This is a genomic window from Pseudomonas chlororaphis subsp. aurantiaca (assembly GCF_013466605.1).
GTDB classification, from domain to species: domain Bacteria; phylum Pseudomonadota; class Gammaproteobacteria; order Pseudomonadales; family Pseudomonadaceae; genus Aquipseudomonas; species Aquipseudomonas chlororaphis_I.
Genome location: NZ_CP059162.1, coordinates 4,830,289 through 4,843,466, shown reverse-complemented (window position 1 = coordinate 4,843,466; position 13,178 = coordinate 4,830,289). Strand labels below are relative to the sequence as shown.

At 60.8% G+C, this 13,178-nt stretch carries 16 protein-coding genes; 9 read left to right on the top strand and 7 right to left on the bottom strand.

Translation table 11 applies throughout. The features are described 5' to 3' along the window. Nucleotides 1-9: 9 nt before the first annotated feature. Together H0I86_RS21725 and H0I86_RS21720 are read right to left on the bottom strand one after the other, a co-directional pair. Nucleotides 10-2,514: an ABC transporter permease gene (locus tag H0I86_RS21725; RefSeq protein ID WP_180922139.1), complete on the bottom strand. Its 2,505-nt coding sequence runs from the start codon at nt 2,512-2,514 to the stop codon at nt 10-12. After that, the gene (locus H0I86_RS21720; RefSeq protein ID WP_007931376.1) at nt 2,514-3,197 is read right to left on the bottom strand and encodes an ABC transporter ATP-binding protein; all 684 of its coding nucleotides are present in this window, start codon (nt 3,195-3,197) and stop codon (nt 2,514-2,516) included. The genes H0I86_RS21725 and H0I86_RS21720 overlap by 1 nt, the downstream gene beginning before the upstream one ends. Before the next feature lie 10 nt (nt 3,198-3,207). Between H0I86_RS21720 and H0I86_RS21715 the strand changes: the two genes are divergently transcribed. The 3 genes from H0I86_RS21715 to H0I86_RS21705 all read left to right on the top strand — a co-directional run bounded on the left by H0I86_RS21715 (nt 3,208) and on the right by H0I86_RS21705 (nt 5,248). After that, nucleotides 3,208-3,813, top strand: a complete 606-nt coding sequence (locus H0I86_RS21715; RefSeq protein WP_180922138.1) for an arylesterase — start codon at nt 3,208-3,210, stop codon at nt 3,811-3,813. 56 nt (nt 3,814-3,869) lie between these two features. Further along, the gene (locus H0I86_RS21710) at nt 3,870-4,163 is read left to right on the top strand and encodes a hypothetical protein (RefSeq protein ID WP_007931378.1); all 294 of its coding nucleotides are present in this window, start codon (nt 3,870-3,872) and stop codon (nt 4,161-4,163) included. Nucleotides 4,164-4,279: 116 nt separating this feature from the next. Beyond that, nucleotides 4,280-5,248, top strand: a complete 969-nt coding sequence (locus H0I86_RS21705; RefSeq protein WP_009044964.1) for a L,D-transpeptidase family protein — start codon at nt 4,280-4,282, stop codon at nt 5,246-5,248. A 126-nt stretch (nt 5,249-5,374) separates the two neighbouring features. Here the strand turns inward: H0I86_RS21705 and oprI are convergent, their stop codons facing one another. Next, the gene (gene oprI / locus H0I86_RS21700; protein ID WP_003448337.1) at nt 5,375-5,626 is read right to left on the bottom strand and encodes an outer membrane lipoprotei OprI; all 252 of its coding nucleotides are present in this window, start codon (nt 5,624-5,626) and stop codon (nt 5,375-5,377) included. A gap of 675 nt (nt 5,627-6,301) precedes the next feature. Here oprI and H0I86_RS21695 point away from each other — a divergent pair. Next, nucleotides 6,302-6,583 (top strand): GNAT family N-acetyltransferase, encoded by a 282-nt coding sequence (locus tag H0I86_RS21695; protein ID WP_007931380.1) that lies wholly within the window; start codon nt 6,302-6,304, stop codon nt 6,581-6,583. A gap of 59 nt (nt 6,584-6,642) precedes the next feature. Here H0I86_RS21695 and H0I86_RS21690 read toward each other — a convergent pair whose 3' ends face one another. Together H0I86_RS21690 and H0I86_RS21685 are read right to left on the bottom strand one after the other, a co-directional pair. Then, nucleotides 6,643-7,719, bottom strand: a complete 1,077-nt coding sequence (locus tag H0I86_RS21690) for a 3-deoxy-7-phosphoheptulonate synthase (RefSeq protein WP_009044963.1) — start codon at nt 7,717-7,719, stop codon at nt 6,643-6,645. A 131-nt stretch (nt 7,720-7,850) separates the two neighbouring features. Then, nucleotides 7,851-8,294, bottom strand: a complete 444-nt coding sequence (locus H0I86_RS21685; protein WP_180922137.1) for a PilZ domain-containing protein — start codon at nt 8,292-8,294, stop codon at nt 7,851-7,853. Here H0I86_RS21685 and H0I86_RS21680 point away from each other — a divergent pair. The 5 genes from H0I86_RS21680 (at nt 8,293) to cysB (ending at nt 12,245) form a co-directional block, all read left to right on the top strand. Then, entirely contained in the window at nt 8,293-8,679 is a 387-nt protein-coding gene (locus tag H0I86_RS21680; RefSeq protein WP_180925892.1) for a thioredoxin family protein, read from the top strand. The genes H0I86_RS21685 and H0I86_RS21680 overlap by 2 nt on opposite strands. Beyond that, on the top strand, nt 8,679-9,635 hold the full coding sequence (locus tag H0I86_RS21675; protein ID WP_180922136.1) for a putative 2-dehydropantoate 2-reductase: 957 nt from the start codon (nt 8,679-8,681) through the stop codon (nt 9,633-9,635). Before H0I86_RS21680 ends, H0I86_RS21675 begins: the two co-directional genes overlap by 1 nt. Nucleotides 9,636-9,658: 23 nt before the next feature. Then, on the top strand, nt 9,659-10,564 hold the full coding sequence (locus tag H0I86_RS21670; protein WP_180922135.1) for a 5'-nucleotidase: 906 nt from the start codon (nt 9,659-9,661) through the stop codon (nt 10,562-10,564). Between the two features lie 93 nt (nt 10,565-10,657). Continuing rightward, nucleotides 10,658-11,158 (top strand): universal stress protein, encoded by a 501-nt coding sequence (locus tag H0I86_RS21665; protein ID WP_023966282.1) that lies wholly within the window; start codon nt 10,658-10,660, stop codon nt 11,156-11,158. A 112-nt stretch (nt 11,159-11,270) separates the two neighbouring features. Beyond that, nucleotides 11,271-12,245 carry an HTH-type transcriptional regulator CysB gene (cysB, locus tag H0I86_RS21660; RefSeq protein WP_007931387.1) on the top strand — a complete coding sequence of 325 codons (975 nt, stop codon included), beginning with the start codon at nt 11,271-11,273 and terminating at the stop codon, nt 12,243-12,245. Nucleotides 12,246-12,252: 7 nt separating this feature from the next. On the opposite strand, the gene H0I86_RS21655 is transcribed toward cysB, so the two are convergent. Both H0I86_RS21655 and H0I86_RS21650 read right to left on the bottom strand, forming a co-directional pair. Further along, entirely contained in the window at nt 12,253-12,735 is a 483-nt protein-coding gene (locus H0I86_RS21655; RefSeq protein ID WP_180922134.1) for a GreA/GreB family elongation factor, read from the bottom strand. Between the two features lie 14 nt (nt 12,736-12,749). Next, nucleotides 12,750-13,145, bottom strand: a complete 396-nt coding sequence (locus H0I86_RS21650) for a hypothetical protein (protein WP_180922133.1) — start codon at nt 13,143-13,145, stop codon at nt 12,750-12,752. Between the last annotated feature and the right edge of the window lie 33 nt (nt 13,146-13,178).

Sequence of the window (13,178 nt, the reverse complement as noted above, 5' to 3'; positions counted from 1 at the left end):
GCGAGGGGCTTACCCCTCGCGCAGTACTGTCAGCGGGCTGGCATTCAATGCCCGGCGCGTTCCATAGACACCGGCACCGCCGATCAGCAGGGCACCGATAACAGGCAGGAGCAACAGCCAGGGATGTGGATGCCAGGGTAGGTCGAAGGCAAACTGATACAACACCAGGCTCACCAGTTCCGATCCCAATGCGGCCAGCAGCCCACTGACCGCTCCCAGCAGCCCGAACTCGATACGCCGGGCCTTGACCAGTAATTGTCGTTCCGCCCCCAGCGCCCGTAGCAGGGCGCCCTGACGAATTCGCTCATCCAGGGTGGCCTGTAGTCCGGAAAACAGCACTGCCATGCCGGCGGCGAGTACAAACAGCAGCACGTATTCCACGGCCAGGGTGACCTGGGCCAGGATGCTGCGCAGTTGTTCGAGTAACGCCTCCACTTGCAGGATGGTCACTGCCGGGAAGGCCCGGGACAACTCGACCACCTGTTGGTCGTGACCCGCAGCCAGATAGAAGCTGGTCAGGTAAGTGGCAGGCAGATCCCGCAGCGTGCCGGGCTGAAAGATCATGAAAAAGTTGGGCTGGAAATTGTCCCAGTTGATTTCCCGCAGGCTGGTCACCCTGGCCTCGCGATTGACTCCGCCGACGCTGAACGTCATCTGGTCGCCAAGTTTGAGTTTCAGGCTTTCGGCCACCTGGGCCTCGACCGAGACGCCAGGCAAATCCCCTTCGGGCTGTTGCGCCCACCACGAGCCGCTGGTGATCTTATTGCCTTCTGGCAGATCCGCGGCCCAGGTCAGGCTCAAGTCCCGCTGTACGGCGCGGTCGCCACTGGAGTCCTTGCTGACGATTTCCCGGACCGGTTCGCCGTTGATGCTGATCAGCCGCCCTGGCACTACCGGGTACAACGGCGCAGAAGGGGCGGAAAGCGCCACCAGTTTGTCGGTGAAGGCCTGCTTGTCCGCGGGCAGGATATTCAGGGCGAAATAGTTCGGCGCGTTCTTGGGCAACTGGTTTTGCCAGGTGTCGAGCAGTTCTCCACGCAACAGCGCAATCAAGGCCATCGACAGCAGGATCAAGCCGAAGGCCAGGGATTGCCCGGCAGCGGCCAAGGGATGCCGCAGTAACTGGCCCAAACCCAGGCGCCATGGCAGCGACGCCTTGGCCAGCAAGCGACGCAGACTTTGCAGGGCCAGCAGCAGTAATCCACCCAGGACCAGGGCAGCAATGACGCCGCCACCGAGCAAGGCGAAGGTCAAGAGCAGATCCAGGCTCAGGCGCCACATGATCAGGCCCAGGGCCAGCAAGGCGGCGCCATACACCATCCAGGTGCTTGGGGGGATCGGCAGCAGGTCACGACGCAATACCCGCAAGGGCGGGACACGCCCCAGCGCCGCCAGGGGCGGCAGGGCGAAACCTCCAAGCGCCACCAGGCCAGTACCGATACCGGCGACGGCGGGGAGCAATCCTCCGGGAGGTACATCGGTTGGTAGCAGGTCATGCAGCAGGTAAAACAGCCCAAGCTGGGCGAGCCAGCCGAGCAGCGCGCCGACGATGCTGGCCAGGATGCCGAGCAGGGCCAGTTGCAGGGTGAACAGCAGCATGGTTTCCCGGCGGGACAGGCCCAGGCAGCGCAGCAGCGCGCTGGCGTCGAAGCGGCGGGAGGCGAAGCGCGCAGCGGACAGGGCAACCGCCACGCCTGCCAGCAGCACCGCCACCAGGCTGGCCATGTTCAAGTAGCGTTCGGCCTTGCCCAGGGCCCCGCCGATCTGGCGGTTGCCATCTCGGGCATCCTGCAGGCGCTGATTGGCCGCCAGGCCTGGCTTGATCAATTGGCGATAGGTTTCCAGGGCGCTTCCCGGACCGCGCCAGAGCTCCTTGTAACTGACCCGGCTGCCCGGTTGCACCACGCCGGTGGCGTTCAGGTCGCTCAGGTTGATCAGTACCCTGGGCGTCAGGCTATAGAAGTTGCCGGCGCGATCCGGCTCGTAAGTCAGTACCCGGCTCAGGCGCAGGGTTTTCATCCCGACGTCGATGCTGTCGCCGATTTTCAGGTCCAGCGCGGTCAACAATCGGGCTTCGACCCAGGCTTCGCCTGGTTGTGGACCGCCGCCGATTTCTTCCGCCGCGTAAGGGGCCGGGGCGCTTTTCAGCTGGCCGCGCAGCGGGTAGGCGTCATCCGCGGCCTTGATACTGGACAGCTGGATGCCATTGTCGGTGGCGATCACACTGGAAAACTCCACCACCTGCGCATGTTGCAGGCCCAGTTCCCGGCCGCTCTGGATCTGTTCGGGCCTTGCCGGAGAGCTGCTTTCAAGCAGTAGGTCCGCGCCGAGGAACTCCGTAGCGCGCAGCAGCATCGCGCCGTTGAGGCGGGCACCGAAATAGCCGATGGCGGTGCTGGCGGCCACCGCCACCACCAGGGCGAAGAACAATACCCGCAGTTCTCCGGCGCGGGCGTCGCGCAGAAGTTGGCGAACGGCAAGGCTGAACAGGCGCAACAGCGGCAGGCGTGCCATCAAGGCTCCAGGGGGGCGACCAGCAGGCCGGCTTCAAGGCGGATCAGGCGCCGGCAACGATGGGCCAGGCGTTCATCGTGAGTGACCAGGACCAGCGTCGTGCCGCTTTCCTTGTTCAGATCGAACAGCAGGTCGCTGATGCGCTCGCCGGTGTGGCTGTCGAGGTTGCCGGTCGGCTCGTCGGCGAACAGCACGTCAGGTTCGGCGGCGAAGGCGCGGGCGATGGCTACCCGCTGTTGTTCGCCACCGGAGAGCTGGCGAGGCGAGTGACTCAGGCGTTGCCCGAGCCCGACGCGCTGGAGCAGCTCGGTCGCACGCTCGCGGGCATCCCGGCGGCCATCCAGCTCCATGGGCAACATGACGTTCTCCAGGGCATTGAGGCTGTCGAGCAGTTGGAACGACTGGAAGACGAAGCCCACATGCTCGGCGCGGATTCGGGCGCGCTGGTCTTCGTCCAATGTGCCCAGGCTGCGACCGGCCAGGGTGACCTCACCGCTGCTGGGCAGGTCGAGACCGGCCAGCAGGCCGAGCAGGGTGGATTTTCCTGAGCCGGAACTGCCGACGATGGCCAGGCTGTCGCCTTTGTTCAGTTCCAGGCTGAGTTCGTGCAGGATGGTCAGTTCACCTTCCGCGCTGGGAACCACTTTGCTAAGGTTCCGCGCAGTGAGAATGCTTGCGCCCATGGAGAATCCGATGCGTGTGTGGTTTTTGAGTGCTGGCCTGGCCTTGATGTGCATGGCCCAGAACGCAGCGGCGGGTACAGTCCTGATCGTTGGCGATAGTATCAGCGCGGCTTTCGGCCTGGATACCCGTCAGGGGTGGGTGGCATTGCTCGAGCAGCGGCTCAAGAGCGAAGGTTTCGACGATAAGGTGGTCAATGCTTCCATCAGTGGAGATACCAGCGCAGGTGGCCAGGCGCGGCTGCCGGCGCTGCTTGCAGAGCACAAGCCGGAGCTGGTGATTCTCGAGTTGGGCGGCAACGATGGCCTGCGCGGGCAGCTGCCCACGCAATTGCAACAAAATCTTGCTTCGATGATCGACAGCTCCAAGGCCAGCGGTGCCAAGGTGCTGTTGCTTGGCATGCAGCTGCCACCCAATTACGGCGTGCGCTACACCCAGGCGTTTGCCGAGGTGTACAGCAAGCTCGCGAATGAAAAAGACGTGGCGCTGGTGCCGTTTTTTCTGGAAGGGGTCGGCGGTAATCCCGAGCTGATGCAGGCCGATGGCATCCACCCCGCAGTCGCTGCTCAGGGCAAGTTGCTGGAAAATGTCTGGCCGACGCTAAAACCGCTGCTTTGACGCTTTTCTACCGGCAGTGTTTCGGCTAATGTGGCGCCCCCGATTTGGAGCCCCCGATGCCGCGTCCCGCCTGGTCCCTGTTTGCCTACCAACTGATCGAGCCTGACGAACAGCTCGACCTGTTCGCCTGCCAGGAAGTCCGGGTGCATCTGGTGACGCGTCAGCTGGAGTTGGGCGGCTCTGCCGATCGCACGTTGTGCGGCACCTTGCTGCCCGCGCAACCGCGCTGGTCGAGTGTCGACCGGACCATTTTCCAGGACCAGCGCCTGTGTCCGCTGTGCCGGGCGATCCTCGAATCGCAAAAGCGCGGCACGCCACCGATCTGGCCAGAGTTGCGTTTCGAACTGTAAGGCAGCAAGTTCTCGCCCGGCTCCCTTCTTGCGCTGATGCAGCTGTCGCTCCCGCAGCCAAGGGGGCGGGTGTACAATCACTTTTTTACTCGTTGATCATGCGAAGGATTTTCCGGATGTTGCCGCGCTTTCCTGTCGTCACCCGTTGCCTGACGCTTGCCGCCTTCTGTGTGGCTGGCCCCGTTGCCGCATTGGAACTGCCTCTACCTCCACCGGGCGAAGATATCGTCGGTCAGGTACAGGTGATCAAGGCCAAGTACGAAGACACCTTTGCCGACCTGGGCACGACCTACGACCTGGGCTATTACGAGATGGTCGCGGCCAACCCGGGGGTCGATCCCTGGTTACCGGGCGCGGGCACTGAAGTGGTGTTGCCGACACGTTTCATCCTACCGCCGGGACCTCGTGAAGGCATCGTGATCAACCTCGCCGAATATCGCCTGTACTACTACCCGAAAGGGCGGAACGTGGTGTACACCTTCCCCCTGGGTATCGGCCGGGAAGGTTGGGGATCGCCGATCGCCCATACCAGCATTGTCGCCAAGACCCCGAATCCGACCTGGACGCCGCCTGCCTCGATCAAGGCCGAGCACGCGGCTGATGGTGATCCACTGCCGAACGTGGTGCCGGCGGGGCCGGACAACCCGTTGGGACCATTCAAGTTCACCCTAGGCACGCCGGGCTACCTGATCCACGGTTCGAACAAGAAGTTCGGTATCGGCATGCGCACCAGCCACGGCTGCTTCCGGATGTTCAACAACAACGTCCTGGAAATGGCGAGCATGGTGCCGGTGGGGACATCGGTGCGCATCCTCAACGATCCGTACAAGTTCGGTATCAGCGCTGGCAAAGTTTATCTGGAGGCTCACACGCCGCTCGATGACAAGGGCAATCCGTCGGTCGTGGACAAACACACCGCGGTGATCAACGCCTTGCTCAAGCGTGAAGACCTGGCCAATAACCTGCGGATGAATTGGGATGTAGTGCGCGACGTGGTGGCGGCCGAAGATGGTTTGCCAGTAGAGATCGCCATACCGACCAATGCACCGGTGGTATCGGCGGTGCCTATCGATATGCAGCAGTAACGGCAGGAACAGCAACCCGTCGATGCTTCAGGGCGTCGACGGGTTTTTTATTGCCGCAAGAAAATTCGGGCAATAAAAAAGCCGACCCAATAAATGGGTCGGCTCGATAACAATCCCGAGGGATTATTACTTGCGGCTAGCTTTTTCCAGCATACGCAGAGCGCGCTCGTTAGCTTCGTCAGCAGTCTGTTGTGCTTTTTGAGCAGCAGCCAGAGCTTCATCAGCTTTACGGTAGGCTTCGTCTGCACGAGCCTGGGCGCGAGCTGCTGCGTCTTCAGTTGCAGTCAGACGAGCTTCGGTTTCTTTGGATACGCTGCTGCAACCGGTAGCCAGAACTGCGGCCAGAGCCAGAGCAGAGAATTTCAGAACGTTGTTCATCGTGTTCCCCTTCAAGGACTTTCTATTAAGTAGCTATCTCATCCGAGTGATGAAATGGCCGGCGTACATACTACCCATTACTTGTAGTAAGTAAACTGACGTAGCGCAAGAAGCAAAAAAAATTCTAGGCGTTGAATCTTTTTCGAGCAACTTTTTATCGATCTGTATAAAAAATACGCAACCTTGTCACCCTGTTGGGAGGTTGCGCTTGTTAAGCGCATCTGCCGCAGAGTCCCTTTGCACGGCGCTCGCGGAGTGTAGGCTAAAGTCTATCTATATCGATTCGTCTACACTTTTGTTCAGAATCTGTGGGGCGCCTCACGCGTCTTTGTCCATGTTGAGGTGACTTTAAATGGGTGGGCTCGTCTTAAATCTCAACATCCGGCGATGTTCAGGTTGTTGATCATCAGGTGGTTGGATCGAGTGCTTTGCATGTATCCGGGAACACGTCCGGGGGAAGCATCGACACTAAACCGGCCTGATGCCAGTAGCTTGAACGCAAGCGTCCCTTGAGCATTGGTGCCAATGGTGCCTACTATTTGAAACGTGCTCGGTCATGCGAGAGCGGCAAGCTCTGCTCGGTGTCCAGACAGGCACGGGGTGGCGTAGTTGTTCCTTCGCCGGAAAAACATCGGTAAGGTAGGGGTCAGAATCCAAGACCCGCGAGGAGTAGTGATGAGCGAGGCGTTGTCCATCCACCATGACCAGGCTGGTCATCAATTCGAGACCAATGTGGACGGTCATCGTGCCTACCTGACCTATATGGACCTGGGTAAGCAGACCCTGGATATTTATCGGACGTTCGTGCCTAACGCGCTGCGTGGCCGTGGTATTGCTGCGGCACTGACCGAGCAGGCGTTGGAATATGCTGATCGCATGGGGTACACGGTGATTCCGTCGTGCTCATATGTGGAGCGCTACATGGAGCGCCATCAGCGCCACGCCGCGAAACTCTGAGCGGGGACACCAAAAAAACGCCGGGCTTGGCCCGGCGTTTTTGTGTCTGCGATACGGGATCAGGTGCGAACCCGTTTCGGCAGGACGTCCTTGAGCTTGGCGTGCATGCTGCGCAAGGTTTTCTCGGTGCTTTCCCAATCGATGCAGGCATCGGTGATCGACACGCCGTATTGCAGTTCGGCCAGGTCCTTGGGAATGGCCTGGCAGCCCCAGTTCAGATGGCTTTCGACCATCAGACCGATGATCGACTGGTTGCCTTCGAGAATCTGGTTGGCCACGTTCTCCATTACCAGCGGTTGCAAGGCCGGGTCCTTGTTGGAGTTAGCGTGGCTGCAGTCGACCATGATATTCGGCTTGATCTTCGCCTTGTTCAGGGCCTGCTCGCAGAGGGCGACGCTGACCGAGTCATAGTTCGGCTTGCCATTGCCACCGCGTAGAACCACGTGACCGTAGGCATTGCCCTTGGTGGTGACGATGGATACGCCACCTTCCTGGTTGATGCCGAGGAAGCGGTGAGGGCTGGAAACCGATTGCAGGGCGTTGATGGCAACGGTCAGGCCGCCGTCGGTGCCGTTCTTGAAACCTACTGCCGAAGACAGGCCGGAAGCCATCTCGCGGTGGGTCTGGGATTCGGTGGTACGCGCACCGATCGCCGACCAGCTGATCAGGTCCTGCAGGTATTGCGGGGAGATCGGGTCCAGCGCTTCGGTGGCAGTCGGCAGGCCCATCTCGGCCAGGTCCAGCAGCAGCTGGCGACCGATGTGCAGACCGTCCTGGATCTTGAACGAGTCGTCCAGGTACGGGTCGTTGATCAAGCCTTTCCAGCCAACGGTGGTCCGTGGTTTCTCGAAGTACACGCGCATCACCAGGTAAAGGGTGTCGGAGACTTCGGCGGCCAGGACTTTCAGGCGCTCGGCATACTCGTGGGCAGCCTTGATGTCGTGGATCGAGCAAGGGCCGATGACGACGAACAGACGGTGGTCGGTGCCGTCGAGAATATTGCGGATCACTTCGCGACCCTTGGTCACGGTGCGCAGGGCGGCGTCGCTCAGCGGGATGTCGCGCTTGAGCTGGTCGGGAGTGATCAGGGTTTCGTTGGAGGCGACGTTAAGGTCGTTGATCGGTAAATCAGCCATCGTGTTACTCGTCAGGTCACGGGTGCCGGCCGCCAGCGATCCCCGCGCGGCGGTGCACAGCGGATTTAAGCGCGTCGGGGAGCCGAACCTTAGCGCGTTACACCGGGGCTCGACAATGGGCAGAGGCGGGTTTAATCCAGCGCTGGCTGCATAAAAGCCTGATGAACCCGGTCGTGGGAGAACTCGGCGGCGTGCTGTTCGACCCATTGCTGGGCCAGGGTTTCGATCTGTCGCTGCTCGGCCTGGGGTTCATGCAGGTGGCAGTAGTGGGCGATCTGGCACACCTGCTCACTCATCCGGGCACGGAACAGGGTTTGTTCGTCGATAAAGGCGATCCCTACCAGATAGCCACGCTTGCGTCGCAGGCACCAGGCCACATAGCCGTTGTAGCGGGCGTTTTCACCCAGAGTGGGGATGCAGATTTCCAGTGCAGTGCCGCGGCGCCAGGCGCGGTGATAATTGCAAGCCATGCCGCCGAGGCTGATAGTGTGCAGCTGTTGACGCGAAATGCATGCGTGCTTGCGTAAGGTCAGCTCAACCGGAACATCGTCAGGATGAGGAATGAAACGTCCCATGAACGCGGACTCCGAGTGTCGGCTATGTGACATGGTTTCCCCCAGTATAGTGGTCGAATTGGAGCTGACTGATTTCGATATCGATCAGCGGCTGTTGGCGATGAGCGGTGTTTCGCTGGTGATATTCACCAGCGTCGGTTGCGCCAGTTGTCGCTGGGCCCGGCAGCAGTTGCCCGGCTTCGATCTGCCGATCGAGCGGTTGTGCTGGGTCGATGCGGGAAACAATGGCGGCGCGGTCGAGCGTTATCAGGTGTTTCACTTGCCGGCACTGTTCGTGGTGCGCGATGGTGAGTTTTATGGGGCCTTGCAGTCGCGCCTGACACCCGGCGAGCTCAGCGAGCGACTGGCACAGGCGCTGAATCGAATTCCAGAGGAGTTGCCTTGATGGAAGCAGTCCACACGCCGCGAATCGGCATTATCGGTACCGGAGCGATCGGTGGTTTCTACGGGATGCTGCTGGCGCGAGTCGGCCTGGATGTGCATTTCCTGCTGCGCAGCGAATTCGCCGCGGTCACCGAGCGGGGTTTGCAACTGCATAGTGCGGTGCATGGTGAGCTGGCCTTGAACCCGGTCCAGGCCTATGCCAGTGCCGAAGACATGCCGTCCTGCGATTGGCTGCTGGTGGGAGCCAAGACCACCAGCAACGCCGAGCTGGCTCCGGCGATTCTTCGCGCGGCGGCTCCCGGCGCAAAGGTGCTGTTGTTGCAGAATGGCCTGGATGTGGAAGACGGCTTGCGCGGCCTGCTTCCCGACTCGCTGCATCTGTTGGGCGGCCTGTGTTTTATCTGCGTGCACCGTGCCGGGCCCGGGGTGATCGAGCATCAGGCGCTGGGCTCGGTGAGCCTGGGGTATCACAGTGGCCCGGCCGCACAGGACGAATCGCAGCGCCAGGCCATAGTGGAAGAGGGCGCCGCGCTATTCCGCAAGGCCGGTATCGGTTCCCACGCCATGGCCAACCTGCAGCAGGCGCGCTGGCAGAAACTGGTGTGGAATGTGCCGTACAACGGTTTGTCGGTATTGCTCAACGCCAGCACCACGCCGCTGATGGCCGATGCCGCCAGCCGCGAGCTGATTCAGGCTTTGATGCGTGAAGTGGTGCAAGGTGCCCTGGCTTGTGGTCACAGCATGCCGGACGGCTATGCTGAGCACTTGTTCAAGGTGACCGAGAGCATGCCGGACTATTGGCCGAGCATGTACCACGACTACCGGCACAAGCGTGCGCTGGAGTTGTCGGCCATCTACGCCGCGCCATTGGCCGCGGCCAAGGCAGCAGGATGCGAGCTGCCGAAAATGGAAGTCTTGTATCAGGCGTTGAGTTTTATCGACCGGCATAACGGTTGATCTCAGCATCGGGGGGATGCGATATGGCAAAGGGCTTGGACGGTAAACTGGTGGTGGCGATTTCATCGCGGGCCCTGTTCGATCTCAGCGAAAGCCATAAGGTCTATCTGGCCGAGGGGGTCGAAGCCTACCGCAAGTATCAGATCGATCACGAGGAGGAATCCCTCGAACCGGGCGATGCTTTCCCCTTGGTGAAAAAGCTCTTGAGCCTCAATGCCAGCCTCGGCCGGGCGCGGGTCGAAGTGGTGCTGGTGTCGCGTAACAGTGCTGACACGGGGCTGCGGGTCTTCAACTCGATCCAGCATTACGGCCTGGATATTTCCCGGGCCGCTTTTGTCGGTGGCCGTAGCCCTTATCCCTATCTCGCGGCCTTTGGCTGCGACCTGTTTCTTTCCACCCACGCCGAAGATGTGCGTAGTGCACTGGACGCCGGGTTCGCCGCGGCGACCATTCTTTCCGGTGGCGCCCGGCGCGCTGCCAGCGCTGAACTGCGGATCGCCTTCGACGGCGACGCCGTGCTGTTTTCCGATGAGTCGGAGCGGGTCTATCAGCTCGGTGGCCTGGAAGCCTTCCAGGCCAAGGAGCGCGAGTCCGCCCGCGAGCCGTTGCGCGGGGGGCCGTTCAAAGGCTTCCTCGCCGCGCTCAATTTGCTGCAGCGCGAATTCCCCGACGATGATTGTCCGATCCGTACCGCCCTGGTGACGGCACGTTCGGCGCCGGCCCATGAGCGGGTAATCCGCACCTTGCGCGAATGGGACATCCGCCTGGATGAGTCGTTGTTCCTGGGCGGCCTGGAGAAGGCTGCCTTTCTCGAAGCCTTCGCCGCCGATGTGTTCTTCGACGATCAGGCGGGCCATTGCGAACTGGCTCGCGAAGTGGTCGCCACCGGCCATGTGCCCCATGGCATCAGCAACGAAACCAAGGTTTAGCTCAATGTTCACGGGCTTGCGCGGGACGTCGTAGTCGCCTTGGCACTGCTAAGCTGAATCAATCTCCGCCATATTGGCAGTCGAGGAGGTCATATGATTCGTTCGATGCTGTATGCCACTGACCTCGGTCTGTATGCGCCCTATGTGATGCAACATGCCCTGGAGCTGGCTCGAACATTCAATGCCGACTTGCACGTGGTTCATGCGGTGGAGCCCATGGGGCTGTTTGCCGAATCGGTGTTGCAGAGTTATCTCGACGAGCAGGCCCTGAATGAGTTTCACAGTCAGGGCCTGAGCACGGTGATGGCGAATATCGAGCAACGGGTACTCGACAGCTTTCGCGAAGAGTTGGGGGAGGGCATGCAGGATCTCGCGCTGATTCAGTCGGTCCGGGTCTTTCAGGGGGACCCCTCGCACGTCATTCTCGAGCAGGCGTCGAAACTCTCTGTGGATTTGTTGATCGTAGGAAGTCACAGCCATGGGGCGGGCGGTGAAACTCCATTGGGCAGGACGGCCGCCAGGGTACTGCAACTGGCCAAGGTTCCGGTTTACCTGGTGCCCTTGGTGCAGCGTCGGCGGCTCGGAGATATCTGACGCGGTTATTGGAATTTTCTTAAGAAAAGTTCTAGATTTATTCTTCGGACCATTAATATAGTTATATACCGTCGCTGATGCCCGTGGCGTCTACCTGCTTTGAGGGATTCATATGAAGCTTCAACAATTGCGCTACATCTGGGAAGTGGCGCACCACGACCTCAACGTCTCCGCTACAGCCCAAAGCCTTTATACGTCGCAACCGGGTATCAGCAAGCAGATTCGCCTGCTCGAGGACGAGCTGGGGGTCGAGGTATTCGCTCGTAGCGGCAAGCACCTGACTCGCGTCACCCCGGCTGGCGAACGCATCATCACCACCGCTGGCGAGATCCTGCGCAAGGTCGAAAGCATCAAGCAGATCGCCCAGGAATTCTCCAACGAGAAAAAGGGCACCCTGTCGATCGCCACCACCCACACCCAGGCCCGTTATGCCTTGCCGCCGGTGATCAGCAGCTTCATCAAGCAGTACCCGGATGTGGCGCTGCACATGCATCAGGGCTCGCCGATGCAGATCGCCGAAATGGCCGCCGATGGCACCGTCGACTTCGCCATCGCCACCGAAGCGCTGGAGCTGTTCGGCGATCTGGTGATGATGCCGTGCTACCGCTGGAACCGCTGCGTGGTGGTACCGCAGGGCCATCCGCTGACCAAGCTGCCGAAGCTGACCCTGGAAACCCTCGCCGAATACCCGATCGTGACTTACGTGTTCGGTTTCACCGGCCGTTCCAAGCTCGACGAAGCCTTCAGCCATCGCGGCCTGACGCCGAAGGTGGTGTTCACCGCCGCCGACGCCGACGTGATCAAGACTTACGTACGCCTGGGGCTGGGTGTGGGCATCGTCGCCAAGATGGCGGTCGATACCAAGCTTGATAGCGACCTGGTGGTACTGGATGCCAGCGAGCTGTTCGAGTCGAGCATCACCAAGATCGGTTTCCGCCGTGGCACTTTCCTGCGTGGCTTCATGTGCGACTTCATCGAGAAGTTCGCGCCGCACCTGACGCGCGAAGTGATGGCCAAGGCCATTCAGTGCCACAACAAGCAGGAACTCGAAGAGCTGTTCGACGGCGTCGAACTGCCTGTCCACTAAGTCGGGCTTACTTGACCTCGGTGACAGCGAACTGTTGCCGAGTGCCCGCAACAACGATCTCCAGCTCATCCCCCTCGAACTTGCCCAGCAGACCTTTGCCCAGCGGTGAACGAGGGGTGATGACGGTCACCGGTTGCCCCACCACCTCGACCTTAAGTCCCGCCCCATCCGGCGCCAGGAACAGCCATTGTTCGTGGCCGTTTTCGTCTTCGAGGCCCAGCAGCGCGCCGATCTGGATACCAACCTGCTCGTCGTACGGGGGCAGGGTCAGGTTCTGGCAGAGCGCCAGCGCCTGCCGGATTTCCTCGACACGCCTGGCCTGGCCGGCGGCGAGATAGGACGCCTCGAGCCCCAGGGTGTCGTACTTGTTTTCGGCAATGTTCTCTTCGTGGGTCGCTGCCTCATAGGCGGTCTGAGCCGCACGCTGGGCGATCTTCAGATCGCCGCGGAGCTTGTCGAGAATCAGTTGGTGGACAGTAGGCTTATGCATGGTCAGGTTCATGATCAATCGCAGAATTGCAGGACGTTGGCCCGGCTCTTTTCGCTCGGCGCCGTCTGGTCCTGTTGCAACCAGAACTGGCATTTCGGGTTGGACTGGTTGCGCAGGTTGCTGCGTGCATTATCCAGTGCCTGCTGCTGTTCGTTCTTGCGCAGGTTTTCCTGGTATTGCTCGAACATGCGGTTGGAGGCGGCCGACTCCGTGCTGGGTGGTTTGGCCAGCTGTTGCACGGCCTGGGCGACGGGCGCCAATTGCTGGTCGAACAGAAAACGCCAGGCCAGCCAGCAGGTCAGGGCGATTGCCAGAAAACCCAGCCACAATCCCAGGGCAATACTGCCGCTGAGTTGAAGTGCGTTTACGCTGATACGTAATGATCGACGGAATGTCGGACGATAGGGCATGGCAGCCTCCTGGCAGGCGGTGTCGGCAAGCCG

Excerpts from the sequence above, each read along its gene's own strand:
- H0I86_RS21725 (WP_180922139.1), bottom strand. The coding sequence starts at position 2,514 with ATGGCACGCCTGCCGCTGTTGCGCCTGTTCAGCCTTGCCGTTCGCCAA.
- H0I86_RS21720 (WP_007931376.1), bottom strand. The coding sequence starts at position 3,197 with ATGGGCGCAAGCATTCTCACTGCGCGGAACCTTAGCAAAGTGGTTCCC.
- H0I86_RS21715 (WP_180922138.1), top strand. The coding sequence starts at position 3,208 with ATGCGTGTGTGGTTTTTGAGTGCTGGCCTGGCCTTGATGTGCATGGCC.
- H0I86_RS21710 (WP_007931378.1), top strand. The coding sequence starts at position 3,870 with ATGCCGCGTCCCGCCTGGTCCCTGTTTGCCTACCAACTGATCGAGCCT.
- H0I86_RS21705 (WP_009044964.1), top strand. The coding sequence starts at position 4,280 with ATGTTGCCGCGCTTTCCTGTCGTCACCCGTTGCCTGACGCTTGCCGCC.
- oprI (WP_003448337.1), bottom strand. The coding sequence starts at position 5,626 with ATGAACAACGTTCTGAAATTCTCTGCTCTGGCTCTGGCCGCAGTTCTG.
- H0I86_RS21695 (WP_007931380.1), top strand. The coding sequence starts at position 6,302 with ATGAGCGAGGCGTTGTCCATCCACCATGACCAGGCTGGTCATCAATTC.
- H0I86_RS21690 (WP_009044963.1), bottom strand. The coding sequence starts at position 7,719 with ATGGCTGATTTACCGATCAACGACCTTAACGTCGCCTCCAACGAAACC.
- H0I86_RS21680 (WP_180925892.1), top strand. The coding sequence starts at position 8,293 with ATGAACGCGGACTCCGAGTGTCGGCTATGTGACATGGTTTCCCCCAGT.
- H0I86_RS21685 (WP_180922137.1), bottom strand. The coding sequence starts at position 8,294 with ATGGGACGTTTCATTCCTCATCCTGACGATGTTCCGGTTGAGCTGACC.
- H0I86_RS21675 (WP_180922136.1), top strand. The coding sequence starts at position 8,679 with ATGGAAGCAGTCCACACGCCGCGAATCGGCATTATCGGTACCGGAGCG.
- H0I86_RS21670 (WP_180922135.1), top strand. The coding sequence starts at position 9,659 with ATGGCAAAGGGCTTGGACGGTAAACTGGTGGTGGCGATTTCATCGCGG.
- H0I86_RS21665 (WP_023966282.1), top strand. The coding sequence starts at position 10,658 with ATGATTCGTTCGATGCTGTATGCCACTGACCTCGGTCTGTATGCGCCC.
- cysB (WP_007931387.1), top strand. The coding sequence starts at position 11,271 with ATGAAGCTTCAACAATTGCGCTACATCTGGGAAGTGGCGCACCACGAC.
- H0I86_RS21655 (WP_180922134.1), bottom strand. The coding sequence starts at position 12,735 with ATGCATAAGCCTACTGTCCACCAACTGATTCTCGACAAGCTCCGCGGC.
- H0I86_RS21650 (WP_180922133.1), bottom strand. The coding sequence starts at position 13,145 with ATGCCCTATCGTCCGACATTCCGTCGATCATTACGTATCAGCGTAAAC.